The organism is Pseudomonas sp. B23(2017), from assembly GCF_002113725.1.
GTDB lineage: Bacteria > Pseudomonadota > Gammaproteobacteria > Pseudomonadales > Pseudomonadaceae > Aquipseudomonas > Aquipseudomonas putida_Z.
Map to the genome: position 1 here is coordinate 70953 of NZ_NEJM01000001.1, position 23159 is coordinate 94111.

18 protein-coding genes, 2 tRNA genes and 1 pseudogene are annotated in these 23159 nt (G+C 62.5%); 7 read left to right on the forward strand and 14 right to left on the reverse strand.

What is annotated here, in order from left to right:
- Nucleotide 1 precedes the first annotated feature (1 nt).
- Nucleotides 2-916, reverse strand: a complete 915-nt coding sequence (locus tag CAG46_RS00360) for a branched-chain amino acid ABC transporter permease (RefSeq protein ID WP_013974411.1) — start codon at nucleotides 914-916, stop codon at nucleotides 2-4.
- 157 nt (nucleotides 917-1073) lie between these two features.
- Nucleotides 1074-2210, reverse strand: a complete 1137-nt coding sequence (locus CAG46_RS00365) for a branched-chain amino acid ABC transporter substrate-binding protein (protein WP_015271988.1) — start codon at nucleotides 2208-2210, stop codon at nucleotides 1074-1076.
- Nucleotides 2211-2734: 524 nt separating this feature from the next.
- Here CAG46_RS00365 and pncB point away from each other — a divergent pair.
- Nucleotides 2735-3940 carry a nicotinate phosphoribosyltransferase gene (gene pncB / locus CAG46_RS00370; protein WP_025340817.1) on the forward strand — a complete coding sequence of 402 codons (1206 nt, stop codon included), beginning with the start codon at nucleotides 2735-2737 and terminating at the stop codon, nucleotides 3938-3940.
- A 3-nt stretch (nucleotides 3941-3943) separates the two neighbouring features.
- Nucleotides 3944-4771, forward strand: a complete 828-nt coding sequence (gene nadE / locus CAG46_RS00375) for an ammonia-dependent NAD(+) synthetase (protein ID WP_013974414.1) — start codon at nucleotides 3944-3946, stop codon at nucleotides 4769-4771.
- A 111-nt stretch (nucleotides 4772-4882) separates the two neighbouring features.
- Here nadE and azu read toward each other — a convergent pair whose 3' ends face one another.
- Nucleotides 4883-5332 carry an azurin gene (gene azu / locus CAG46_RS00380; RefSeq protein ID WP_015271990.1) on the reverse strand — a complete coding sequence of 150 codons (450 nt, stop codon included), beginning with the start codon at nucleotides 5330-5332 and terminating at the stop codon, nucleotides 4883-4885.
- Between the two features lie 349 nt (nucleotides 5333-5681).
- Between azu and CAG46_RS00385 the strand changes: the two genes are divergently transcribed.
- Nucleotides 5682-6269 carry a TIGR00730 family Rossman fold protein gene (locus CAG46_RS00385; RefSeq protein ID WP_025340819.1) on the forward strand — a complete coding sequence of 196 codons (588 nt, stop codon included), beginning with the start codon at nucleotides 5682-5684 and terminating at the stop codon, nucleotides 6267-6269.
- A gap of 122 nt (nucleotides 6270-6391) precedes the next feature.
- Here the strand turns inward: CAG46_RS00385 and CAG46_RS00390 are convergent, their stop codons facing one another.
- The 8 genes from CAG46_RS00390 to rnr form a co-directional block, all read right to left on the reverse strand.
- The gene (locus CAG46_RS00390; RefSeq protein ID WP_025340820.1) at nucleotides 6392-8692 is read right to left on the reverse strand and encodes a YgiQ family radical SAM protein; all 2301 of its coding nucleotides are present in this window, start codon (nucleotides 8690-8692) and stop codon (nucleotides 6392-6394) included.
- A 116-nt stretch (nucleotides 8693-8808) separates the two neighbouring features.
- On the reverse strand, nucleotides 8809-10206 hold the full coding sequence (dnaB, locus tag CAG46_RS00395) for a replicative DNA helicase (protein WP_009681285.1): 1398 nt from the start codon (nucleotides 10204-10206) through the stop codon (nucleotides 8809-8811).
- Nucleotides 10207-10319: 113 nt separating this feature from the next.
- Nucleotides 10320-10766 carry a 50S ribosomal protein L9 gene (gene rplI, locus CAG46_RS00400; protein WP_003249568.1) on the reverse strand — a complete coding sequence of 149 codons (447 nt, stop codon included), beginning with the start codon at nucleotides 10764-10766 and terminating at the stop codon, nucleotides 10320-10322.
- 20 nt (nucleotides 10767-10786) lie between these two features.
- Nucleotides 10787-11650 carry a hypothetical protein gene (locus CAG46_RS00405; RefSeq protein WP_003259010.1) on the reverse strand — a complete coding sequence of 288 codons (864 nt, stop codon included), beginning with the start codon at nucleotides 11648-11650 and terminating at the stop codon, nucleotides 10787-10789.
- Nucleotides 11651-11683: 33 nt separating this feature from the next.
- Entirely contained in the window at nucleotides 11684-11914 is a 231-nt protein-coding gene (gene rpsR, locus CAG46_RS00410; protein WP_003249563.1) for a 30S ribosomal protein S18, read from the reverse strand.
- Nucleotides 11915-11942: 28 nt separating this feature from the next.
- Nucleotides 11943-12368, reverse strand: a complete 426-nt coding sequence (gene rpsF / locus CAG46_RS00415; protein WP_013974420.1) for a 30S ribosomal protein S6 — start codon at nucleotides 12366-12368, stop codon at nucleotides 11943-11945.
- 307 nt (nucleotides 12369-12675) lie between these two features.
- A complete protein-coding gene (rlmB, locus tag CAG46_RS00420) occupies nucleotides 12676-13422 on the reverse strand; it encodes a 23S rRNA (guanosine(2251)-2'-O)-methyltransferase RlmB (RefSeq protein WP_003259007.1) in 747 nt (248 codons plus the stop codon).
- The gene (gene rnr, locus CAG46_RS00425) at nucleotides 13419-15995 is read right to left on the reverse strand and encodes a ribonuclease R (protein ID WP_025340822.1); all 2577 of its coding nucleotides are present in this window, start codon (nucleotides 15993-15995) and stop codon (nucleotides 13419-13421) included. The genes rlmB and rnr overlap by 4 nt, the downstream gene beginning before the upstream one ends.
- Nucleotides 15996-16266: 271 nt before the next feature.
- Between rnr and CAG46_RS00430 the strand changes: the two genes are divergently transcribed.
- The 4 genes from CAG46_RS00430 (at nucleotide 16267) to CAG46_RS00445 (ending at nucleotide 19421) form a co-directional block, all read left to right on the forward strand.
- Nucleotides 16267-16353, forward strand: a tRNA-Leu gene (locus tag CAG46_RS00430).
- Nucleotides 16354-16441: 88 nt separating this feature from the next.
- Nucleotides 16442-16528, forward strand: a tRNA-Leu gene (locus tag CAG46_RS00435).
- Between the two features lie 314 nt (nucleotides 16529-16842).
- Nucleotides 16843-17856 carry an extracellular solute-binding protein gene (locus tag CAG46_RS00440; RefSeq protein ID WP_013974422.1) on the forward strand — a complete coding sequence of 338 codons (1014 nt, stop codon included), beginning with the start codon at nucleotides 16843-16845 and terminating at the stop codon, nucleotides 17854-17856.
- On the forward strand, nucleotides 17856-19421 hold the full coding sequence (locus tag CAG46_RS00445) for an iron ABC transporter permease (RefSeq protein WP_085614757.1): 1566 nt from the start codon (nucleotides 17856-17858) through the stop codon (nucleotides 19419-19421). The genes CAG46_RS00440 and CAG46_RS00445 overlap by 1 nt, the downstream gene beginning before the upstream one ends.
- A 176-nt stretch (nucleotides 19422-19597) precedes the next feature.
- Here CAG46_RS00445 and CAG46_RS29250 read toward each other — a convergent pair whose 3' ends face one another.
- From CAG46_RS29250 to CAG46_RS00460, 3 genes and pseudogenes are all read right to left on the reverse strand, one after another.
- Complete coding sequence (locus CAG46_RS29250; protein WP_371034222.1) at nucleotides 19598-20482, reverse strand: methyl-accepting chemotaxis protein; 885 nt, start codon at nucleotides 20480-20482, stop codon at nucleotides 19598-19600.
- Between the two features lie 21 nt (nucleotides 20483-20503).
- Nucleotides 20504-21196 (reverse strand): annotated as a pseudogene (locus CAG46_RS29255) (methyl-accepting chemotaxis protein); the annotation flags it as partial.
- Between the two features lie 632 nt (nucleotides 21197-21828).
- On the reverse strand, nucleotides 21829-23121 hold the full coding sequence (locus CAG46_RS00460; protein ID WP_013974430.1) for an adenylosuccinate synthase: 1293 nt from the start codon (nucleotides 23119-23121) through the stop codon (nucleotides 21829-21831).
- Nucleotides 23122-23159: the final 38 nt, after the last annotated feature.

Consider the following 23159-nt stretch of genomic DNA (forward strand, 5'->3'; position numbering starts at 1 on the left):
TTCACACCTTAGCCACGAGCGGGCGACCCAGCAGGCCTTGTGGGCGGAAGATAAGGATCATCACCAGCAGCGAGAAGCTGAACACGTCCTTGTAGTCGGAGTTGATCAGGCCAGAGAACAGCGACTCGGAAATACCCAGGATGATCCCGCCGAGCATGGCGCCAGGCAGCGAGCCGATACCGCCGAGCACCGCGGCGGTGAACGCCTTGATGCCGATGATGAAGCCGGCGTAGAAGTCGAAGGTGCCGTAGTTCATGGTGATCAGCACGCCGGCCAGGGCGGCCATCACCGCACCGATGACGAACACGTAGGAGATCACCCGGTCGGTGTTGATGCCCAGGATCGAGGCCATCTTGCGGTCTTGCTGGGTGGCACGGCACATGCGGCCGAGCTTGGTGTACTTGATCACGTAGGTGAGCAGGCCCATGCCAACGAAGGCTGCCACCAGGATGAAGATTTTGGTGTAGGTCAGTTGCACGAAGCCGGTGCCCACTTCGACACGCCAGGCACCTTCCAGCAGGGTTGGCACGCCTTGCTGGCGGGCGCCCTGGCTGATCTGCGCGTAGTTCTGCAGGATCAGCGAGATGCCGATGGCACTGATCAGCGGTGCCAGGCGGGTGGAGTTGCGCAGGGGTTTGTAGGCGATGCGTTCGATGGTGAAGCCGTACACGCCGGTGACGACGATGGTGAACAACAGGGTGCCCAGCATCAACAGGGGGAACGACTCGATACCGAAATATGCCAGCAATGCCAGGCTGATCGCCGCGAGGTACGCGGAAATCATATACACCTCGCCGTGCGCGAAGTTGATCATGCCGATGATGCCATAGACCATTGTGTAGCCGATGGCGATCAGGCCATAGACCGACCCGAGGGTCAGGCCGTTGACCAGTTGCTGCAGGAAAATACCATCCATAACGCAATCTCACCTGATTGAGATTGCACGAGCGCCGACCACGGCGGGCCTGGGACAAGGCGGCCCTCGCAGCGCAGTACTGTGCAGATCTACGGATAAAGACAGGTACCGCGGGGCTTTGGCCCGGGGGCTGACGCGCCCGGGCCGTGGGCCGTTGTTATTTTTGTTTTTCCAGCTGGTGGTACTTGCCTTGGGCATCCCACTGGTAGACCACATAGTCGGACACGGTCAGGTCACCCTTCGAGTCCCACTTTTTCTCGCCCATGACGGTCTGCACCGGGTTGGCCTTGAGCCACTTGGCAGCGTCTTCGCCCTTGTTCGACTTGGCGCCGTTGAACGCGGCAGCCAGGGCCTGCAGCGAGGCGTAGGCGTACAGGGTGTAGCCTTCAGGTTCGGTACCGGCCTTGCGGAACTCCTCCACCACCGCCTTGCTGTCCGGCAGCAGGCGCGGGTCGGCGCCGAAGGTCATGTACACACCATCGACGTACTGCGCGCCGCCGGCGGTGGACACCAGTTCGTCGGTGACGATGCCGTCATCGGACATGAACTTGACGTCCTTCAGGCCCTGCTCGCGCAGCTGGCGTACCAGCGGGCCGGCTTCCGGGTGCAGGCCGCCGAAGTAGACCACGTCGGCACCGGTGGAACGGATCTTGGTGACCACGGCGCTGAAGTCCTTCTCGCCGCGGGTCAGGCCTTCGTACAGCACCGGTTTGACGCCGCGTTTCTCCAGCTGTGCCTTGGTCGCGTCGGCCAGGCCCTGGCCGTAGGTGTCCTTGTCGTGCAGCACCGCGACTTTCTTGCCCTTGAGCACGTCGACGATGTAGTCGCCGGCGACGATGCCCTGCTGGTCGTCACGGCCACACATGCGGAACATGGCGCCCAAGCCGCGCTCGGTGACCTGTGGGTTGGTGGAGCCCGGGGTGATGGCGATGACGCCAGCCTCGTCATACACCTCGGAGGCCGGGATGGTGTTGGAGGAACAGAAGTGGCCGACCACGCCGATCACCTTGTCCTGGTCGACCAGACGGTTGGCCACGGCCACGGCCTGCTTCGGCTCGCAGGCGTCATCGCCCTTGACCAGCACGATTTTCTCGCCGTTCACGCCACCGGCGGCGTTGATCTTGTCGGCCGCTGCCTGCGCACCTTTCATGTACTGCTCGCCAAACGCTGCGTTAGCCCCGGTCATCGGGCCCGCTACACCGATCTTGACGTCGGCCTGAACATACGAAGAAACACCCAGTGCCGTAGCTACGGCCAGAGCCAGGAAACCTTTCTTGTAAAACGTCTGCGACATGAGGTGGTGCTCCTAGAGTTTTTTTGGTTGGCACTACAACTTCTCAGCCCTGTGCTCTGAGCAAGGGCCGTGCCATAGGTTTTGTCTTCCGGGAAAACACACTGTACAGGTTGCCGGCAGGCGACCGACGGCCTTTTCTTTATTGAGCGTGCAACCGTCTGCCACGCGGCAGGCGCCACCACACGTACAGACAAGGAGCAACCATCGAGTGCCATCATTGCAACCCTGGCAAGTGTTTACGTGCAACCGCCCTGTAACAGCGGACGTCACCGAACTGCACACAGCTGGTGCGCGACTGCTACAGGCGGCACCGTTTCAAGGCTAGCTGGTGCACGAAAAAACACCTCTGTTTTGGCAGTTCCGGCCCTATCGCCGGCAAGCCAGCTCCCACAGGAACACTGCAAATTTCGGCCGTGTGGGTTACTTGTGGGAGCTGGCTTGCCGGCGATAGGGCCGCAACAGGCACAACAAGGCCGAAAAGGCTGGCACAATGTCCGCCATTCGCCGCTTCCGGAGCCCCATTGATGAGCGAGAGCGCATTCGCCGAGCGCATCGTGCACAACCTGCTCGACACCGACTTCTACAAACTCACCATGATGCAGGGCGTGCTGCACAACTACCCGGACGCCGACGTCGAGTGGGAATTCCGCTGCCGCAACGGCGAGGACCTGCGCCCCTACCTCGGCGAGATCCGCAACCAGCTCGAACTGCTCAGCGACCTCACCCTGGATGACGGCCAGCTGGCCTTCCTCGAACGTATCAGCTTCCTCAAGCCTGACTTCCTGCGCTTTCTGCGCCTGTTCCGCTTCAACCTGCGCTACGTACGCCTGGGGATAGAAAACGACCAGCTGTTCCTGCGCCTGAAAGGCCCGTGGCTGCATGTGATCCTGTTCGAAGTGCCGCTGCTGGCGATCATCAGCGAAGTGCGCAACCGCCATCTGCACCCGCGCATGCGCCTGGCCGAGGCCCGCGACCAGCTGTACCGCAAGTTCGACTGGCTGCGCGCACATGCCAGCGACGATGAACTGGCCGAACTGCAGGTGGCAGACTTCGGCACCCGCCGGCGCTTTTCCAGCCGTGTGCAGGAAGAAGTGGTGCGTGTGCTGCGCGACGATTTCCCGGGCCGCTTCGTCGGCACCAGCAACGTCGACCTGGCATGGAAACTGGATATCAAGCCGCTGGGCACCATGGCCCATGAATGGATCATGGCCCACCAGCAACTCGGCCCGCGACTGATCGACAGCCAGATCGCCGCGCTGGACTGCTGGGTGCGCGAGTACCGCGGCCTGCTCGGCATCGCCCTGACCGACTGCATCACCATGGATGCCTTCCTCGGCGATTTCGACCTGTACTTTGCCAAGCTGTTCGATGGCCTGCGCCACGACTCGGGCGAACCGGTGGCCTGGGCGGAAAAGGCCATTGCCCATTACCAGAAACTGGGTATCGACCCGATGACCAAGACCCTGGTGTTTTCCGACGGTCTCAACCTGACCCGCTCGCTGGAAATCTTCCGTGCCCTGCGCGGTCGCATCAACGTCAGCTTTGGCATCGGCACCAACCTGACCTGTGATATCCCGGGCGTGGCCCCGATGAGCATCGTGCTTAAAATGACCGACTGCAACGGCGCGCCGGTGGCGAAGATCTCGGACGAAGCCGCCAAGACCCAATGCCGCGACGAGAACTTCGTCGCCTACATGCGCCATGTATTCAAAGTCCCCAGCAAGGAGTAACCCATGCAAGCGGTTCAGCAAGAGATTGCCCAGGCGCTGAAGGTACAGCCGCCATTCGCCGACGCCGCCGCGCTCGAGGCCGAAGTCGCCCGGCGCGTGGCGTTCATCAAGGATTGCCTGGCCAACGCCCGGCTCAAGACCCTGGTGCTGGGCATCAGCGGCGGCGTCGACTCGCTGACCGCCGCCCTGCTCGCCCAGCGCGCCATCAACGAGCTGCGCGCCGAAACCGGCGACAAGGCCTACACCTTCATCGCCGTGCGCCTGCCTTACCAGGTCCAGCATGACGAGCATGACGCCCAGGCGTGCCTGGAAGTGATCAAGGCCGACGAAGTACACACCGTGGATATCGCCCCGGCAGTACGGGCGCTGGCGGCTGAAGTGGTGGAGTTGAAGAACGGCTCGCCGACGCTGGTGGACTTCGTGGTCGGCAACGTCAAGGCGCGTACCCGCATGGTCGCCCAGTACACCATCGCCGGTGCCCGCGCGGGCCTGGTGATCGGCACCGACCACGCCGCCGAGGCGGTGATGGGGTTCTTTACCAAGTTCGGTGATGGTGCCTGCGACCTGGCGCCGCTGAGCGGGCTGGTGAAGAACCAGGTGCGGGCGATTGCGCGCAGCTTCGGTGCGCCGGAGTCACTGGTGGAGAAGGTGCCGACTGCGGACCTGGAAGACCTGGCGCCGGGCAAGCCGGACGAAGCCTCCCATGGCGTGACCTACCAGCAGATCGATGCCTTCCTGCATGGGCAGCCGGTTGACCAGGAAGCGTTCGATATCATCGTCGCCACCTACCGCAAGACCCAGCACAAGCGCGAACTGCCGTTCGCCCCTTGATAAGGCTATAGACGGACCTGTGGGAGCGGGTTCACCCGCGAATGCCATGGTGAAGCCACCGACGCATTCGCGGGTGAACCCGCTCCCACAGGGCTCACCGTCAGCCTTTGATTACTTGACGACGACCTTGCCCTTCATCATCGAGATGTGGCCCGGGAAGGTGCAGAAGAAGCTGTAGTCGCCACCGGCTTCCAGCTTGGTAGCGTCGAACTTCACCTCGGTCTCCTTCTCAGGAGCACCAATCATCTTGGTGTGGGCGATGATCGCGGCGTTGTCAGCTTTGATGTAGTCCTTTTCCAGCCCCTGGCTCATGCCTTCGGTGGCAATGCCCTGCATGTCGGCAGTCTTGCTGATCACCAGGTTGTGGCCCATTACGTTCTTCGGCAGGTTGCCGGAGTGGGTCAGTTTGACGGTGAATTCCTTGCAGCTCTTGTCGACAGTGATTTCCTTGGTGTTGTAGGACATCTGGTCGGTGGAGTCGACAGTCACCGAGCACTCGGCTGCGAAGACAGAAGCGCTGGCGAGGGTCAGCAGGGATACCGCTACAGCTTTCGCAAACATCATGAATCTCCTTGGCAGGGTTTTATCAATTGCGAGACTGCCTGAAACCGTTCAGCCCCTTGCTGATATGGGTCAAGGGGCTGTCAAGAGGCCAGCCAGTAGAATTGTTCAATGGATTGTATACAACCAATCTAAGGGCACATCATGCCCTTTTATTGGACGATGGGACAACCTCTCATTTAGGAGCAATACGAAATGACCCTTGGTAGCCTGATGAACAGCCTGCTGGCGGCCTACGCCCATGGAGCGACCGGCGCCATCTGCGAATTCTCCCGACCGGAGTGAAACCAGCCTTGGAACTGTAGGACATGGGCCTTACCCTGTCAGCCTGAGTGACTGGAGATGAGCAATGCCCGTACGTTCCGTTTGTGTGTTCTGCGGCGCCAGCATTGGTGCCAACCCTGCCTACCGTGAAGCAGCCATCGCCCTGGGCCAGGCGATTGCCCGTCGCGGCCTGACCCTGGTCTATGGCGGTGGCGCGGTCGGCCTGATGGGCACCGTCGCCGACGCGGCCATGGCGGCCGGTGGCGAAGTGATCGGGATCATCCCCCAGAGCCTGATGAATGCCGAAATCGGCCACAAGGGCCTCAGCCGCCTGGAAGTGGTCGACGGCATGCACGCGCGCAAGGCACGCATGGCCGAGCTGAGCGATGCCTTCATCGCCCTGCCCGGTGGGCTGGGTACGCTGGAGGAGTTGTTCGAGGTATGGACCTGGGGGCAATTGGGCTACCACGCCAAGCCGCTGGGGCTGCTGGATGTGAACGGCTTCTACGAGAAGCTGGGCGGGTTCCTCGACCATATCGTCGAAGAAGGCTTCGTGCGGCCGCAGCATCGGGCGATGTTGCTGCTGGGGCAGCAGCCTGATGAGCTGCTGGACGGGATGGACAGCTTTGTTGCGCCGGTGGCGCCGAAGTGGGTCGACAAGAAGCCCGACTGATCTCGATTGATGGGCCTGACACCTAACCTGTGGGAGCGGGTTTACCCGCGAATACGTCGGTAAATCCACCATCGCATTCGCGGGTAAACCCGCTCCCACAGGGTTCTATGCCAGGCTCTCGATCAACGCGGGATCACTGGCTGACGCGGCTTCTTGTTGCCCTTGCCACCCTTGGCCGCTTCCTTGCGCTCCTTGGCCGCCTGCTGGTTACGCGCAAACGCTTCGGCCTTGGCTTTTTCACGCTTGTCCCACGGCTTGCTGCCATCACTGCCACGCGGCGGCAGGCCGGTGTGCTGGGTAAGAACCTTCTGCTCCTTGCCCACCTTGTGGCTACCCGCAGGGGTCGAGTTCTTGCGGCGTGCACTCTGGTAGGTATCGGTCTGCGGCTGGTGCAGCGGGATCAGCTGGTGCTTGCCCGGCCCGATCAGGTCGGCGCGACCCATGCGCTGCAACGCCTCACGCAGCATCGGCCAGCCCTTCGGGTCGTGGTAACGCAAGAACGCCTTGTGCAGGCGGCGCTGCTCCTCGCTCTTGACGATATCCACACCTTCGCTCTTGTAGGTCACCTTGCGCAGCGGGTTCTTGCCCGAGTGGTACATGGCCGTGGCCGAGGCCATCGGCGACGGGTAGAACGCCTGCACCTGGTCGGCACGGAAGCCGTTGCCCTTCAGCCACAGGGCCAGGTTCATCATGTCTTCGTCGGTGGTGCCCGGGTGCGCGGCGATGAAGTACGGGATCAGGTACTGTTCCTTGCCCGCCTCTTTCGAGAACTTCTCGAACATGCGCTTGAAGCGGTCATAGGTGCCGATGCCCGGCTTCATCATCTTGTCCAGCGGGCCACGCTCGGTGTGCTCCGGGGCAATCTTCAGGTAACCGCCGACATGGTGGGTGACCAGTTCCTTGACGTACTCCGGCGACTCCACCGCCAAGTCATAACGCAGGCCAGAGGCAATCAGGATCTTCTTCACACCCGGCAGGGCACGAGCCTTGCGGTACAACTCGATCAGCGAGCTGTGGTCGGTGTTGAGGTTTTCGCAGATGCCCGGGAACACGCACGACGGCTTGCGGCAGTGCTTCTCGATGTCATGGCTCTTGCAGGCGATGCGGTACATGTTGGCAGTCGGGCCGCCAAGGTCGGAGACCACGCCGGTGAAGCCCGGCACCTTGTCACGCATCTCTTCGATTTCGTGCAGGATCGACTCGTGCGAGCGGTTCTGGATGATGCGGCCTTCGTGCTCGGTGATCGAGCAGAAGGTGCAGCCACCAAAGCAGCCACGCATGATGTTCACCGAGAAGCGGATCATCTCGTAGGCCGGGATGCGCTCCTTGCCGTAGGCCGGGTGCGGCACACGGGCATAGGGCATGCCGAACACGTAGTCCATTTCCTCGGTGCTCATGGGGATGGGTGGCGGGTTGAACCACACATCCACTTCGCCATGCTTCTGCACCAGGGCGCGGGCGTTGCCCGGGTTGGTCTCCAGGTGCAGCACCCGGTTGGCATGGGCATAGAGTACCGGGTCGTTACGCACCTTCTCGAACGACGGCAGGCGGATCACCGACTTTTCCCGGGTCATGCTCGGGCTGTCGAGAATCTGCACGACCTTGGCTTCGTTCGGGTCCTCCTGGTCGCCCTTGGCCTGCTCGATGGCACAGGCCTGGGTGTCCTGGGTATTCACGTACGGGTTGATGATCTTGTCGACGCGGCCCGGGCGGTCGATGCGGGTCGAATCGATCTCGTACCAGCCCTGAGGCGTGTCACGACGCACGAAAGCAGTGCCGCGCACATCGGTGATGGTCTCGATCTTCTCGCCGTTGGACAGGCGCTGGGCCACCTCGACCACCGCGCGCTCGGCGTTGCCGAACAGCAGGATGTCGGCGCTGGCATCGATCAGGATCGAGTGGCGGACCTTGTCCTGCCAGTAGTCGTAGTGGGCGATGCGGCGCAGCGAGGCCTCGATGCCGCCGAGCACGATCGGCACATGCTTGTAGGCTTCCTTGCAGCGCTGGCTGTACACCAGGCTGGCGCGGTCCGGTCGGCTGCCGGCCAGGCCACCAGGGGTGTAGGCGTCGTCGGAACGGATCTTCTTGTCCGCGGTGTAGCGGTTGATCATCGAGTCCATGTTGCCCGCGGCCACGCCGAAGAACAGGTTCGGCTCGCCGAGCTTCATGAAGTCGTCTTTCGACTGCCAGTTCGGCTGGGCGATGATGCCCACGCGGAAGCCCTGGGCCTCCAGCAGGCGGCCGATGATGGCCATGCCGAACGACGGGTGGTCGACGTAAGCATCACCGGTCACGATGATGATGTCGCAGGAATCCCAGCCGAGCAGATCCATCTCCTCCCTGCTCATCGGCAGGAAAGGTGCTGGCCCGAAGCATTCGGCCCAGTACTTGGGATAGTCGTAGAGTGGTTTGGCTGCTTGCATGTCAGTGACCGGTTCTGGTGTGCAGGGAAATCGCGGGCGCGGAATATAGCACAAATTTTGACCAAATCCGACGATGGTTGTCGGATTCATGGCTTGCCGGCGATGAGGCCGGTGGCTTATTCGTCGTCGTCGAAGTTGTACATGCCCGGCGCAAGGTTCTCGAAGCGGGTGTATTTGCCGATGAACGCCAGACGCACGAAGCCGATGGGGCCGTTACGCTGTTTACCGATGATGATTTCCGCCACGCCCTTGTGCTCGGTCTCAGGGTGGTACACCTCGTCGCGGTACACGAACATGATCACGTCGGCGTCCTGCTCGATCGCACCGGATTCACGCAAGTCGGAGTTCACCGGGCGTTTGTTCGGGCGCTGTTCCAGGGAGCGGTTCAGCTGCGACAGGGCGATGACCGGGCAGTTGAACTCCTTGGCCAGGGCCTTGAGCGAGCGGGAGATCTCGGAAATTTCGTTGGTCCGGTTGTCGCCGGCCGAACCCGGGATCTGCATCAGCTGCAGGTAGTCGACCATGATCATGGCGATCTCGCCATGCTCACGGGCCAGGCGGCGGGTACGGGCGCGCATTTCCGAAGGGCTGATACCGGCGGTATCGTCGATGAACAGCTTGCGGTCGTTGAGCAGGTTCACCGCCGAGGTCAGGCGCGGCCAGTCGTCGTCGTCCAGCTGGCCGGAACGCACCTTGGTCTGGTCGATACGGCCCAGGGACGAGAGCATACGCATGATCAGCGATTCACCTGGCATCTCGAGGGAGAACACCAGCACCGCCTTGTCGGTACGCAGTACGGCGTTTTCCACCAGGTTCATGGCGAAGGTGGTCTTACCCATCGACGGACGGCCCGCGACGATGATCAGGTCGGCAGCCTGCAGGCCACTGGTCTTCTCGTCGAGGTCGGTAAAGCCGGTGGACACGCCGGTGATGTCACTGTCGGAGTTGAACAGCGTGTCGATACGGTCGATGGCCATGGTCAACAGTTCGTTGACCCCCACCGGGCCGCCGGTTTTCGGGCGGGCCTCGGCGATCTGGAAGATCTGCCGCTCGGCGTCGTCGAGAATCTCTTCGGCGTTGCGCCCTTGCGGGTTGAACGCGTTGTCGGCGATATCGGTACTGATGCTGATCAGCTGGCGCAGGGTGGCGCGCTCGCGAATGATCGCGGCGTAGGCCTTGATGTTGGCTACCGACGGGGTGTTCTTGGCCAGCTCGGCCAGGTACGCCAACCCACCGACTTGCGAAGAAAGGCCTTCCTTGTCCAACTGCTCGTGCAGGGTCACCACGTCGAATGGCTGGTTGGCGTCGGCCAACTTGTGCACGGCACGGAAGATCAGGCGGTGGTCATGCCGGTAGAAGTCGCCATCCGATACCTGGTCCAGCACCCGCTCCCAGGCGTTGTTGTCCAGCATCAGGCCACCGAGCACGGCCTGTTCGGCCTCGATGGAATGCGGCGGCACCTTCAGGGCTGCGGTTTGCAGGTCTAGCTGTTCGGAGGTGGTGATCTCGTTCATGGCCACGAAAGAATTCTGGAGGATGAAAAAGACAAAGGGCACGGCCTGTCGAAAACAGGACCGTGCCCGATGTTAACCGCCTGACCCACAAGGAGCCAGCCAGTCAGCGCAGCTTAGGCAGCTACGACGACCACGCGTACGGTGGCTTCAACATCGCTGTGCAGGTGCACGGCTACGTCGTATTCGCCAACCTGACGGATGGTGCCGTTCGGCAGACGAACTTCAGCCTTGGCCACTTCAACGCCGGAGGCGGTCAGGGCGTCAGCGATGTCGTGGGTGCCGATCGAACCGAACAGCTTGCCTTCGTCGCCAGCGGTGGCAGTGATGGTCACTTCCAGCTCGGCCAGTTGGGCAGCGCGGCTTTCAGCCGAAGCTTTCTTGTCAGCAGCTGCTTTTTCCAGCTCGGCGCGACGCTCTTCGAACGCAGCCAGGTTGGCGGCGTTGGCAACGGTGGCCTTGCCGAATGGCAGCAGGAAGTTACGGCCGTAACCAGCCTTAACTTTTACTTTGTCGCCCAGGTTGCCCAGGTTAGCGACTTTTTCCAGCAGGATCAGTTCCATTTGGTAAAACCTCTTAACTTTTAACCTTCACCGTTCGCGGAGTCATTCCCCTTGGGGGACTTGCGACCGCGAAAATCAATCAGGCTGTCGACAATGGCCAAAACCACCAGCAACGGATAAATCAGCTGCATGATCAGCGGCAACGTCACGTACATGCCCACCAGCCAGAAACCGGCCAGTCGCCCCTGCGCCACCAGCCCGTGCATCAAGGCGATGCCGGCCAGCACCAGTACCAGGCTCGAGGCCGATGCCAGGACGATGAACTGCGGCCCGATGAACGGGGCCACCACCATCACTGCCACCAAGACCGCCATGGTCTGTTTCGGCAACTTCAGGGCGCGAAACTCGCGACCGAAGCCTCCAGGGTTGTACAACGCTGCCTGCCAGTAGCGCGCCAGCACCAGGGCCAGCACACTGAACAATTGCACCGTCACTGCTGTGGAAGCGACCAGCACAGGGCGGATCAGCTCACCGGAGAGCACCGGTTGCCCCTCGATTTTCGGCATGGCTTCGGCAAACGCCTTGGCCAGCACATCGAAGGTTTGCGCCAGCGCCAGATCGAGCACGAGGCTGAAAGCCACGGCGAACACGGCACTGACCAGCAACACCCGGCTCCAGGGATGCTCGGCGCGCAACAGCGCAGCCAGGCCCAGGGCACCCGCGATCACCAGAAAGGTGATGGGATCGCCCATGACCCACACGGCCAGCCCGGCCAGCAGGCCGCCGGCGATGACCGTTGTAGCATCCTTGAACCCACGCCGCAGCAGCACAAGGCTGCCGGCAGCGGCACTCAACCAGAACAGCAGCGGCAGTACCGCGCTGATGACCACCACCAGGGTGGCCTGCACACGACCGCGCATGATGAAACTTGCTAACGCTCGCATGCTAATCCCTTACTGCTTGTCGACGACCCGGTCTCAGCGGCCGTGGCTGTCGGTGTAGGGCAGCAGGGCCAGGAAGCGGGCGCGCTTGATAGCGGTAGCCAGCTGACGCTGATAACGAGCTTTGGTACCGGTGATACGGCTTGGAACGATCTTGCCGGTTTCGGATACGTAAGCTTTCAGGGTGTTGAGATCTTTGAAGTCGATCTCTTTCACGTCTTCAGCAGTGAAGCGGCAGAATTTACGACGACGGAAGAAACGTGCCATTTAATAGGCTCCTCTAAAGGTCCGTGGATTACTCGTCAGCGTTATCGCTGGAGTCGCTGTCATTGCTGTCGTCGCCGTCGGCGGATTCAGCATGCTCAGGACGCTCACGACGCTCACGGCGCTCGCTGCGGTTTTCTTCAGCCTTCAGCATCTCGGACTGGCCGGTAACGGCTTCGTCGCGACGGATGACCAGGTTACGGATAACGGCATCGTTGTAGCGGAAGTTGTCTTCCAGCTCGGCCAGGGCCTTGCCGGTGCACTCAACGTTCAGCATCACGTAGTGAGCCTTGTGAACATTGTTGATTGCGTAGGCCAGTTGACGACGGCCCCAGTCTTCCAGGCGGTGGATCTTGCCACCATCTTCTTCGATCAGCTTGGTGTAACGCTCAACCATGCCGCCGACTTGCTCGCTCTGGTCCGGGTGAACCAGGAAGATGATTTCGTAATGACGCATGAATGCTCCTTACGGGTTAGTAGTCTGCCAGCGAATCTGGTCAGACAAGGAGTGAATGACACTGTATGTCTTGCACGGAGGGGAGGCACATGTGCGCCTGCCAGCTCGGCAAGGGGCGCAATTGTAGAGAAGGCGAGGCGTACAAGCAAGGTGATTGGTGAATATTTGAACAGCCTGAAAAATATTCAGAATGTGTCAGGCCCGATTCGCGGGCACGCCCGCTCCCACAGATCAACTGCTGCCTTTGGCATTGCAGATTACCTGTGGGAGCGGGCGCGCCCGCGAAGAGGCCGGCGCAGGTTATAGATCAGCGCTTGGCCTGACGCTGACGCACAGCCTCGAACAGGCACACGCCAGTCGCCACCGACACGTTCAGGCTACTGACACTACCGCCCATCGGCAACTTCACCAGGAAATCGCAATGCTCGCGGGTCAGCCGGCGCATGCCCTTGCCTTCCGCGCCCATGATCATCACCAGCGGCCCGGTCAGGTCCTGCTGGTAGATTTCCTGCTCGGCCTCGCCGGCGGTACCTACCACCCACAGGCCACGCTGCTGCAGTTTTTCCAGGGTGCGCGCCAGGTTGGTCACGGCCACCAGCGGGATCACCTCCGCAGCGCCACAGGCCACCTTGCGCACGACCGGCGTCAGGGTTGCGGACTTGTCCTTGGGCACCACCACTGCCGTGGCACCGGCGGCATCGGCGGTACGCAGGCAGGCGCCAAGGTTGTGCGGGTCGGTCACGCCATCCAGCACCAGGATCAGCGGGGGTGTTTCGGTGCGTTCGAGCAATTCCTCGAGCATCAACTCGCCCCAGACCTGGCTCGGGCTCACCTCGGCGACCACACCCTGATGCACGCCCTCTACCCAGGCATCCATCTCACGGCGCTCGGCCTGGCCGACCGCCACGCGATTTTCCGCGGCCAGCGCCAGCAGCGCCTGCAGGCGCGGCTCGCTGCGCCCTTCCGACAGCCAGATCTGCTTGACCCGCTTCGGATGGTGCTGCAGCAATGCCTGCACGGCGTGCACGCCGTAGATCTTTTCCAGCTGACTCATGACTTGCTCTTGCTCTTGCGTGGCGCGCCGGACTTCGACGGGCCTTTACGGTGCTTGGTCGGCTTGCCGGAGGCCTTGCCACCCTTGTCCGACTTGCTGCTGGCATGGCCGCCACTGCGCGCCTCGCTCATCAGCGCCTTCTTCATTTCGCGGCTCTTGCGTACTTCGGCGTTACGCTGCACAGCGTCTTTCGGGAAGTACGCCTCGGCGGTCTCGCTCTTGCGGCTGCGCGGCTTCGGCGTGGCCTTGGCCTCGACCGGGGCCTGCTCGGCCTGGCCGGCAGCCGGTGCGGCACCACGCTGCTTGCGGCCGATCGGGGCGGCGAGGGTCTTTTCCGACACTTCGAAGTCGATCTTGCGCTCGTCCAGGTCGACGCGCATGACCTTGACCTCGATCGTGTCGCCCAGGCGGAAGCTGCGACCGGTACGCTCGCCAGACAGGCGGTGGTGCACCGGGTCGAAGTGGTAGTAGTCGCCCGGCAGCGCACTGACGTGCACCAGGCCTTCCACATAGATATCGGTCAGCTCGACGAACAGGCCGAAACCGGTCACCGCGGTGATCACACCCGGGAAGGTCTCGCCCACGCGGTCCTTCATGAACTCGCACTTGAGCCAGTTGACCACGTCACGGGTGGCTTCATCGGCCCGGCGCTCGGTCATCGAGCACTGCTCGCCGAGCTGTTCGAGGGTGTTCTCGTCGTACGGGTAGATGCGCGCCTTGGGGATGCTCATGGCGCCGGCACGCTTGACGTGCGGGGTTTCGACCCTGGAACGGATGATGCTGCGGATGGCGCGGTGCACCAGCAGGTCCGGGTAGCGACGGATCGGCGAGGTGAAGTGGGTGTACGCCTCGTAGTTCAGGCCGAAGTGGCCGTTGTTGTCGGTGCTGTACACCGCCTGGCTCAACGAACGCAGCATCACGGTCTGGATCAGGTGGAAGTCCGGGCGCCCGGCGATGCTCGCCAGCAGTGCCTGGTAATCCTTCGGCGACGGGTCCTTGCCCTTGTGCAGGGTCAGGCCCAGTTCGCCCAGGAAGGCGCGCAGCTTTTCCAGACGCTCCGGCGGCGGGCCGTCGTGCACGCGGTACAGGGCCGGCACGCCATGCTTCTGCAGGAACTCGGCGGTGGCCACGTTGGCCGCCAGCATGCATTCCTCGATCAGCTTGTGGGCGTCGTTGCGCACGGTCGGGCGGATTTCCGCGATCTTGCGCTCGTCACCGAAGATGATGCGGGTTTCCTGGGTCTCGAAGTCGATCGCGCCACGGGTGTGACGGGCCTCCACCAGCACCTTGTACAGGTTGTACAGGTTCTTCAGGTCCGGCACGACTGCCTTGTACTCCTCGCGCAGCGCCTTGCCCTCACGGGTGCGGGAGTGCTCGAGCATGCTGCTGACCTTGTTGTAGGTCAGGCGGGCGTGGGAGTGGATGACGCCTTCGTAGAACTGGTAGTCGACCATCTGGCCGGCTTTGTTCATGGTCATTTCACAGACCATGGCCAGGCGATCGACATGCGGGTTCAGCGAGCACAGGCCGTTGGACAGCTCTTCAGGGAGCATCGGCACCACGCGCTCGGGGAAGTACACCGAGTTGCCGCGCTGCTGGGCCTCGACGTCCAGGGCCGAGCCCAGGCGCACGTAGCTGGACACGTCGGCAATGGCCACATACAGGCGCCAGCCGCCGGAGAACAGGCGCAGCTTGCCCAGCGGCTCGCAATAGACGGCGTCGTCGAAGTCACGGGCGTCCTCGCCGTCGATGGTGACGAACGGCAGGTGGCGCAGGTCGACGCGCTTCTCCTTGTCCTTCTCTTCGACTTCGGAGCGGAACTTGCGCGCTTCCTTGATCACGTCCTTGGGCCAGACGTGCGGGATATCGTAGCTGCGCAGGGCAACGTCGATTTCCATGCCCGGCGCCATGTAGTTGCCGATGACCTCGACCACATCGCCTTGCGGCTGGAAGCGCGGGGTCGGCCAGTGGGTGATCTTGATCTCGACGAACTGGCCGATCTTGGCACCGCCGTTGCGCCCGGCGGTGACCAGCACTTCCTGCTGGATCTTCGGGTTGTCCGGGGTCACGTAGCCGATACCGCCTTCTTCGAAGTAACGGCCGACCACGCTTTCGTGGGCACGGGAGATGATTTCGACCAGCACGCCTTCACGGCGGCCACGGCGGTCGACGCCAGATACGCGAGCCAGGCCGCGGTCACCGTCGAACACCAGGCGCATCTGCGACGGGCTGAGGAACAGATCTTCGCTGCCGTCGTCCGGAATAAGGAAGCCGAAGCCGTCGCGGTGACCAGAGACGCGGCCGCAGATCAGGTCCAGCTTGTCTACCGGGGCATAAGTGCCGCGCCGGGTATAGATAAGCTGGCCATCGCGCTCCATTGCACGCAGACGGCGGCGCAGGGCTTCGATCTGGTCTTCGTCGTAAAGACCGAACTCGGCCGCCAGCTCCTCGCGTGCGGCCGGTTCGCCACGGTCGGCGAGGCGCTGCAGGATCAGCTCACGGCTGGGAATGGGGTTGTCGTATTTTTCCGCTTCGCGAGCGGCCTCGGGATCGAGGGATTGCCAATCGGCCATCAGAAGGGGTTCACCTTGGGGTATATAGATAGGAATTCTGGCATAGGCGTATTGAAACCGGAAATGTCAGCCTTGGACAGCCCCACCGGCGCCTCCGGCGAGCAGGAATAGGCCTGCGGAATCAACAAGTTGAATTTTTTGAAATTTTTTTCGCTTGGGGGGTTTACAGCCTCCCGGACCGTCCGTATAGTGCGCACCACAACGACGGACAACCCCGAAGTTGTAGTAGAGATGAGCGGCGCTGTAAAGCATCAAGTAATCTCGAATGTGTGCCCAGGTGGCGGAATTGGTAGACGCGCTGGTTTCAGGTATCAGTGGCTTAACGGCCGTGGAAGTTCGAGTCTTCTCCTGGGCACCAAATATTTTCAAGTAACAGATGACCAAGGATCTGTTACTACTGTGTGAAAGCGAACGATCGTCGCCTTCTCCAGATGATGTAAAGCTTTGCCCAGGTGGCGGAATTGGTAGACGCGCTGGTTTCAGGTATCAGTGACTTAACGGTCGTGGAAGTTCGAGTCTTCTCCTGGGCACCATACAAAAACCCACTAGCTTGCTAGTGGGTTTTTTCTTGCCTGCGATTTTTGTATCCCTCCTCTTTCGGTCATAGGTGCAAACCTGCACCGGCCTCTTCGCGGCTAAAGCCGCTCCCACAGGTATTTCACTCCCCTCAAGACCTGTGATGCCCCTGTGGGAGCGGGTTTACCCGCGAAGAGGCCAGCACAGCCAACACACCTTCAGCCTCTTGCACCATGGTCTGACCATGAATTTCTCGTCACCCGGCCACTTGAGAAACGATTTCGTTTACCATTGTTTCCAAATATGTAGCCGTAAGCGAGGAAGTACCCGCATGACGATCCGCCCGCAACCGCTGATGCGTACCTTGGCCGCCGCCGTGCTGAGCCTGGCCATCGGCGCTCCGGCCGCCATGGCAGACGCACCGGTCACCCTGACCATGTACAACGGTCAGCACAAGGAAATCGGCGAGGCCATCGCCAAGGCCTACGAGGCCAAGACCGGCATCCACATCGATATCCGCAAGGGCAGCAGCAACCAGCTGGCCAGCCAGATCATCGAGGAAGGCGAACGCTCGCCGGCCGACATCATCTATACCGAAGAGTCCCCTCCCCTGAACAACCTGGGCGAACTGGGCCTGTTGGCGAAGATCGACGACGCCACCGCGAACATGATGCCCAAGGAGTACGTTGGCGCCAACGGCACCTGGATGGGCATCACCGCCCGTACGCGCATCGTCGTATTCAACCCGAAGAAGGTCGACGAGAAAGACCTGCCGACCACAGTGATGGACTTTGCCAACCCCGAGTGGGAAGGCCGTGTCGGCTATGTGCCCACCAGCGGCGCCTTCCAGGAACAGGCCGTAGCCATCCTGAAGATGCACGGGCGAGAAGCCACCGAAGAATGGCTGACCGGCCTGAAGGCATTCGGCAAGACCTACACCAACAACATGGTCGCCCTCAAAGCCGTGGAAAAAGGCGAAGTGGCTGCGGTACTGGTGAACAACTACTACTGGTATGCGCTTGAGCGCGAGCGCGGCAAGCTGGACACCAAGCTCTACTACCTGGCCGATGGCGATGCCGGCAACCTGGTCACCATTTCCGGTGCAGCCGTGGTCAAGGCCAGCAAACACCCGAAAGAAGCCCAGGCCCTGCTCAACTGGATGGCCAGCGAAGAAGGCCAGCGCGTGATCACCCAGACCACCGCCGAGTACCCGCTGCACAAAGGCATGGTCTCCGACCGTGGCCTGAAGCCGTTCGAAGACCTGCGCCCACCGAAGATCTCACCAGCCGACCTGGGCAATGCCGAGGAAGCGATCGAGCTTGAGCGCGAGGTCGGCCTGCTCTGATGACTGCCGCCCTGTCCGAGCCGGTGCCGGTACGCTTCGTACCGCGCCGCAAGCGCCCCTCCGTCTGGGTGGTGCTGCCTGTGCTGTTCCTGGTAGCGATGAGCTTGCTGCCTTTGCTGTACGTTGCCATGAAAGCCTGGGAGGCCGGCTGGCGCGAAGCCCTGCACCTGCTGTGGCGGCCGTTTGTCTGGGGGCTGATGCGCAACACCCTGATGCTGATGGTCGGGGTGACGCTGACCTGCATGGTGGTCGGCCTGGCCCTGGCCTGGCTGCTTGAGCGCAGCAACCTGGCCGGCCGTCGGCTGTGGGGCGTGGTGCTGTGCCTGCCGTTCGCCGTGCCGTCGTTCGTCAGCAGCTTCACCTGGGTGTCGCTGAGTTCGGACTTCGAAGGGCTGGGCGGGGCGATCATGGTCATGGCCCTGTCCAAGTACCCACTGGTGTTCCTGCCGGTGGCCGCGACCCTGCGCAACCTCGATACCTCGCTGGAGGAATCGGCACGTACGCTGGGTTGCAGCCGCTGGGGTGTATTCATCAAGGTCACCCTGCCGCTGCTATGGCCATCGATGCTGGGCGGCGCGCTGCTGATCGCCCTGCACATGCTGGTGGAGTTCGGCGCCTTGTCGATCCTCGGCTTGCAAACCTTCACCACGGCGATTTACCAGCAGTTCGAACTGGAGTTCAGCAATGCCAACGCAGCCATGCTGTCCGCCGTACTGTTGGCGATGTGCCTGGTGATGCTGTGGCTTGAACTGCGGGTACGCGGCAAAGCCCGTCATGTGCGCATCGGCCAAGGTGTGGCGCGGCGAGCACAACCGGTGCGGCTGCGTGGCTGGGCAGTGCTGGCGCAACTGTTCTGCGTGGGCCTGGCGGTGTTGGGCAGCGGTATTCCGCTGGCCATGCTCGGCTACTGGTTGAGCGTGGGTTCATCGGCGGCATTCCCTGTGGCAGCCATTTCCAAGGCGCTGTTCACCTCGTTATCGGTGTCGCTGGGGGGGGCCAGTTTCTGCGTGTTGCTAGCCCTGCCAATCAGCTTCCTGGTGGTGCGCTACAAGGGCCGCCTGGCAATCTGGGCCGAGCGCCTGCCATACCTGTTGCACGCCCTGCCCGGCCTGGTGATTGCCCTGACCCTGGTATTCTTCGCCCTACATTACGTGCCGTCGCTGTACCAGACCACGGCACTGTTGCTGCTGGCCTATGCGCTGCTGTTCCTGCCGCTGGCGCAGTCGCCGGTGCGCACCGCACTGAACAAGGCTTCACCTACCCTGGAGGAAGCGGCACGAACCTTGGGCGCGAGCAGCTTTGCCGCGTTCTGCCGGGTGACCCTGCCGATCATCTTCCCGGCCATGGCGGCAGCCTTTGCCCTGGTGTTCCTGGATGCCATGAAGGAACTGACAGCTACCTTGCTGCTCAGCCCGACCGGCATGACCACCCTGGCCACCGAGGTGTGGGCGCACACGGCCAACGTCGAGTTCGCGGCGGCAGCGCCTTATGCGGCGTTGTTGATTGTGGTTTCGGGGTTGCCGGTGTATCTGCTGACTACGCGGATGTATCTGAACAAGGCGTAACCTTCTTCGCGGGCTTGCCCGCTCCCACAGATACCGCGCAGCCCTGCTGCCCACAGAGGCAAGGGCCCTGTGTCGCGATCGATGTGGGAGCGGGCATGCCCGCGAACACCGGCGAAGCCGGTGCCATCCACCGTGTCGCCTGCTTCGCGGGCACGCCCGCTCCCACAATGATCGGGTCAGGCTCTGAATTGGCCCAGGCTGGCACGCAGCTGTGCAGCCAGGTCATCCAGCACCTTGCTGCTGGCGGTGGTCTGCATCACCACCTCGGCCGAGCGTTCGGCCTGGGCGTGTATGGTTTCCACCCGTCCACGCACTGCCTGCGCCCCGCTCGCCTGCTGCTCGGCCGCCCGGGTGGCCAGGCCGATGGCCGCGTGCACCTGCTCCACCGCTGCCTGCACCGACTGCTGGCGGCGCTCGTTGTCACGCAGCACCAGCAGCCCTTCGCTGGCCTTGAGCCCGGCCTGGCTGATGGTGGCCACGGCCTCCTTGGCCCCCTTCTGCAGCGCGGCGATATGCGCCTGGATATCTCCCGTGGAACTTTGCGTCTTGCTCGCCAACGCCCGCACCTCATCGGCCACCACGGCAAACCCGCGCCCGGTTTCGCCAGCACGGGCGGCTTCGATGGCCGCGTTCAAGGCCAGCAGATTGGTCTGTTCGGCGATACCGTGGATAACCGTCAGCACCACTTCGATCTGCTCGCTCTGCTTGGCCAGGCGCTCGATCACCTGGGAGCCGGCCTCCACCTGCCCGGCCAGGTTTTCGATCAAACCAGCTAGCTGGGTCGATGTGCGGCTGTTTTCGTCAGTTGCCTGGCGGATATCCACCACCTGCTGCAGGGCTGCCTGCATCGCGTGGCTTTCAGCCTGGGCCTCGTCGGCCATGCTCGACAGGTCGCGCAGGCTGGCCGCCACTTCGTCGCGTTGCAGTGCAGCGGCAGCATCGGCGCCGGCATTGCGCTGGGCCATCGCGCCAATCTCAACGCCGGTGCGCTGCGCCACCTCGCCCGCCTCGCGCACGATGGGTTGCAGCTTGTCGACAAAGCGGTTCACCGCCGAAGCCATGTCGCCAATTTCGTCTCGGCTGTCGAGGGGCACACGCTTGGTCAGGTCGCCTTCGCCAGCCGCCAGGTCATCGAGGGCGGCAATAAGCAGGCGCAGCTTGCTCAGCACTCGGCGACCAAGTACCACAGCCACCACCACCAGCACACCCAGGCCGACCAGCATCAGGCCCAGGCCGATACGCCAGCGCAGTTCGGCGGCAGCATCGCGCACGGTCTGTGCGGTATTGGCCTGCATCGCGGCTGCGCTGCCCTGCGCCTTTTCCAGGCGCTCGCGCAAGGTCTTGCCACTGTCGGCTGCAGCACCGACCAGGCTGTCGCCGACCAGTTGCTCGCCGCTGGCGATCAGGGCGGCGAAGCGCTGGTCGAGGGCCTTGAGCTCCTGGTCAATGCCGGCGGTGGAAACGCCCATCACCACTTTGCCGATCTCTGCACCATTGGGGTTGATCGAGGCCTCGACGAAGTACACCGCCGGGTCGCGCCGGGCCGCGTCGATCACCTTGTCCAGCGCACGTTCGCCCTGGCCCTTGTCCATCAATGCCTGGTTGATCGGGTTTTGCCGGTTCAGGTAGCGAGTCAGGTGCTGGCCCTGGGCGTCATCGTAGACCACGAACAGGACGTTGGGGTTGCGCTGCGCACGCCGGGCGAAGTCGGAGAGCACCGGCACGTCGTTGTCCCATATCGCCCGCGGTGCGACCGACGCCAGCAGCTCGGCCATATCGTTGGCGGAGTCCTTGAGGTTCTTTTCCAACGTGCTGCGCAGCTGCTGCTGCTCGCTTTGCAGGCGCGCCGACAAACCTGCGCTCAAGCGCTGGCGGGTGCTGCTGGAGAGGCTGTCGAGGCCTGAGCGCACGTCTTGCCCGGCTTGCTCCAGCTCACTGGCGAGCTGGCGGCTGTCATTGCCCAGGCGTTCGCCCAGGTCGGCTTCCAAGGCGGTGACCGTGCTTCGGGTAAGCGCAACGGCGACCAGCACCTGCACCAAAAGAGCGATACCAAGGGCAACAAACACAGGCCGCAAAAGGCGGCTTCGTAACAGTGAGAGGATGGCAGACACGGTGTAACCCTCGTGTTTTCTGGCGCCACTATTTTGATGGCATCTTCAGAAACTTCTTACAGCAAGGGTTGTGCCGGGGTCAGCAGGGAAATGTGCCAAGGTCTAGCAATGAGGTTGCCCGCACGGGCCTCTTCGCGGGTGAACCCGCTCCCACATGGACCGCGCAGGTCCTGAGGACTGTGCGGTACCTGTGGGAGCGGGTTTACCCGCGAAAGGGCCGGGACAGGCATACCCCACAAATGAAAACGCCGCAGCCCCTTTCAGGGCCACGGCGTCAGATCAGCCTGGAAGGCAGATCAGGCGAACGGATGACGCAGAACGATGGTCTCGTTGCGGTCCGGGCCGGTGGAGATGATGTCGATCGGCGCGCCGATCAGCTCTTCGATGCGCTTGATGTAGGCGCGAGCGTTGGCTGGCAGTTCTTCCAGGGTTTTCACGCCCAGGGTCGACTCGCTCCAGCCTGGCATCTCTTCGTACACCGGCTCCAGGCCGATGTAGCTGTCGGCATCGGAAGGCGCGTCGATGACGGCACCGTTCTCGTTCTTGTAGCCAACGCAGATGTTGATGGTTTCCAGGCCATCCAGTACGTCCAGCTTGGTCAGGCAGATGCCCGAGATGCTGTTGACGTCGATGGCGCGACGCAGGATCACGGCATCGAACCAGCCGCAACGGCGCGCACGGCCGGTGGTGGAGCCGAACTCATGGCCACGCTTGGCCAGGGTAGCGCCAGTCTCGTCGAACAGTTCGGTCGGGAACGGACCGGAACCTACGCGAGTGGTGTAGGCCTTGGTGATACCCAGGATGTAGTCCAGGTACATCGGGCCAACGCCAGAACCGGTGGAGATGCCGCCAGCGGTGGTGTTGGAGCTGGTGACGTACGGGTAGGTACCGTGGTCGATGTCCAGCAGCGAGCCCTGGGCACCTTCGAACATGATGTCCTTGCCGGCGCGACGCAGGTTGTGCAGCTCGGCGGTGACGTCGAGCATCATCGGCTTGAGCTGTTCGGCGTAAGCCATGCATTCGTCCAGGGTCTGCTGGAAGTCGATGGCCGGCTCTTTGTAGTAGTTCACCAGCTGGAAGTTGTGGTAGTCCAGCAGCTCGCCCAGCTTGGCAGCGAAACGCTCGCGGTGGAACAGGTCGCCCACGCGCAGGCCGCGGCGTGCGACCTTGTCTTCGTAGGCTGGGCCGATACCACGGCCGGTGGTGCCGATCTTGGCTTCGCCACGGGCTTTTTCGCGGGCCTGGTCCAGGGCAACGTGGTACGACAGGATCAGCGGCGCAGCCGGGCTGATGCGCAGGCGCTCGCGCACCGGCACGCCCTTCTCTTCCAGCTTGGTGATTTCACGCATCAGGGCATCCGGGGCAACGACCACGCCGTTGCCGATCAGGCACTGTACGCCTTCACGCAGGATACCGGACGGAATCAGGTGCAGAACGGTCTTTTCACCGTTGATCACCAGGGTGTGACCCGCGTTGTGGCCACCCTGGTAGCGCACTACGGCGGCAGCATGTTCGGTCAGCAGATCGACGATCTTGCCTTTGCCCTCATCACCCCACTGGGTGCCCAGGACGACGACATTCTTACCCATTACATTGGTCCTCATTCACGCAACTTGGTTGCCGGCCT

Bases quoted from the DNA above. Each gene is read 5' to 3' on its own strand.
- CAG46_RS00440 (WP_013974422.1), top strand. From the start codon at position 16,843: ATGACGATCCGCCCGCAACCGCTGATGCGTACCTTGGCCGCCGCCGTG.
- CAG46_RS00445 (WP_085614757.1), top strand. From the start codon at position 17,856: ATGACTGCCGCCCTGTCCGAGCCGGTGCCGGTACGCTTCGTACCGCGC.
- pncB (WP_025340817.1), top strand. From the start codon at position 2,735: ATGAGCGAGAGCGCATTCGCCGAGCGCATCGTGCACAACCTGCTCGAC.
- rpsF (WP_013974420.1), bottom strand. From the start codon at position 12,368: ATGCGTCATTACGAAATCATCTTCCTGGTTCACCCGGACCAGAGCGAG.
- rplI (WP_003249568.1), bottom strand. From the start codon at position 10,766: ATGGAACTGATCCTGCTGGAAAAAGTCGCTAACCTGGGCAACCTGGGC.
- azu (WP_015271990.1), bottom strand. From the start codon at position 5,332: ATGTTTGCGAAAGCTGTAGCGGTATCCCTGCTGACCCTCGCCAGCGCT.
- CAG46_RS00360 (WP_013974411.1), bottom strand. From the start codon at position 916: ATGGATGGTATTTTCCTGCAGCAACTGGTCAACGGCCTGACCCTCGGG.
- rnr (WP_025340822.1), bottom strand. From the start codon at position 15,995: ATGGCCGATTGGCAATCCCTCGATCCCGAGGCCGCTCGCGAAGCGGAA.
- CAG46_RS00390 (WP_025340820.1), bottom strand. From the start codon at position 8,692: ATGCAAGCAGCCAAACCACTCTACGACTATCCCAAGTACTGGGCCGAA.
- CAG46_RS29250 (WP_371034222.1), bottom strand. From the start codon at position 20,482: ATGGCTTCGGCGGTGAACCGCTTTGTCGACAAGCTGCAACCCATCGTG.
- dnaB (WP_009681285.1), bottom strand. From the start codon at position 10,206: ATGAACGAGATCACCACCTCCGAACAGCTAGACCTGCAAACCGCAGCC.
- CAG46_RS00385 (WP_025340819.1), top strand. From the start codon at position 5,682: ATGCCCGTACGTTCCGTTTGTGTGTTCTGCGGCGCCAGCATTGGTGCC.
- rlmB (WP_003259007.1), bottom strand. From the start codon at position 13,422: ATGAGTCAGCTGGAAAAGATCTACGGCGTGCACGCCGTGCAGGCATTG.
- CAG46_RS00365 (WP_015271988.1), bottom strand. From the start codon at position 2,210: ATGTCGCAGACGTTTTACAAGAAAGGTTTCCTGGCTCTGGCCGTAGCT.
- rpsR (WP_003249563.1), bottom strand. From the start codon at position 11,914: ATGGCACGTTTCTTCCGTCGTCGTAAATTCTGCCGCTTCACTGCTGAA.
- CAG46_RS00460 (WP_013974430.1), bottom strand. From the start codon at position 23,121: ATGGGTAAGAATGTCGTCGTCCTGGGCACCCAGTGGGGTGATGAGGGC.
- CAG46_RS00405 (WP_003259010.1), bottom strand. From the start codon at position 11,650: ATGCGAGCGTTAGCAAGTTTCATCATGCGCGGTCGTGTGCAGGCCACC.
- nadE (WP_013974414.1), top strand. From the start codon at position 3,944: ATGCAAGCGGTTCAGCAAGAGATTGCCCAGGCGCTGAAGGTACAGCCG.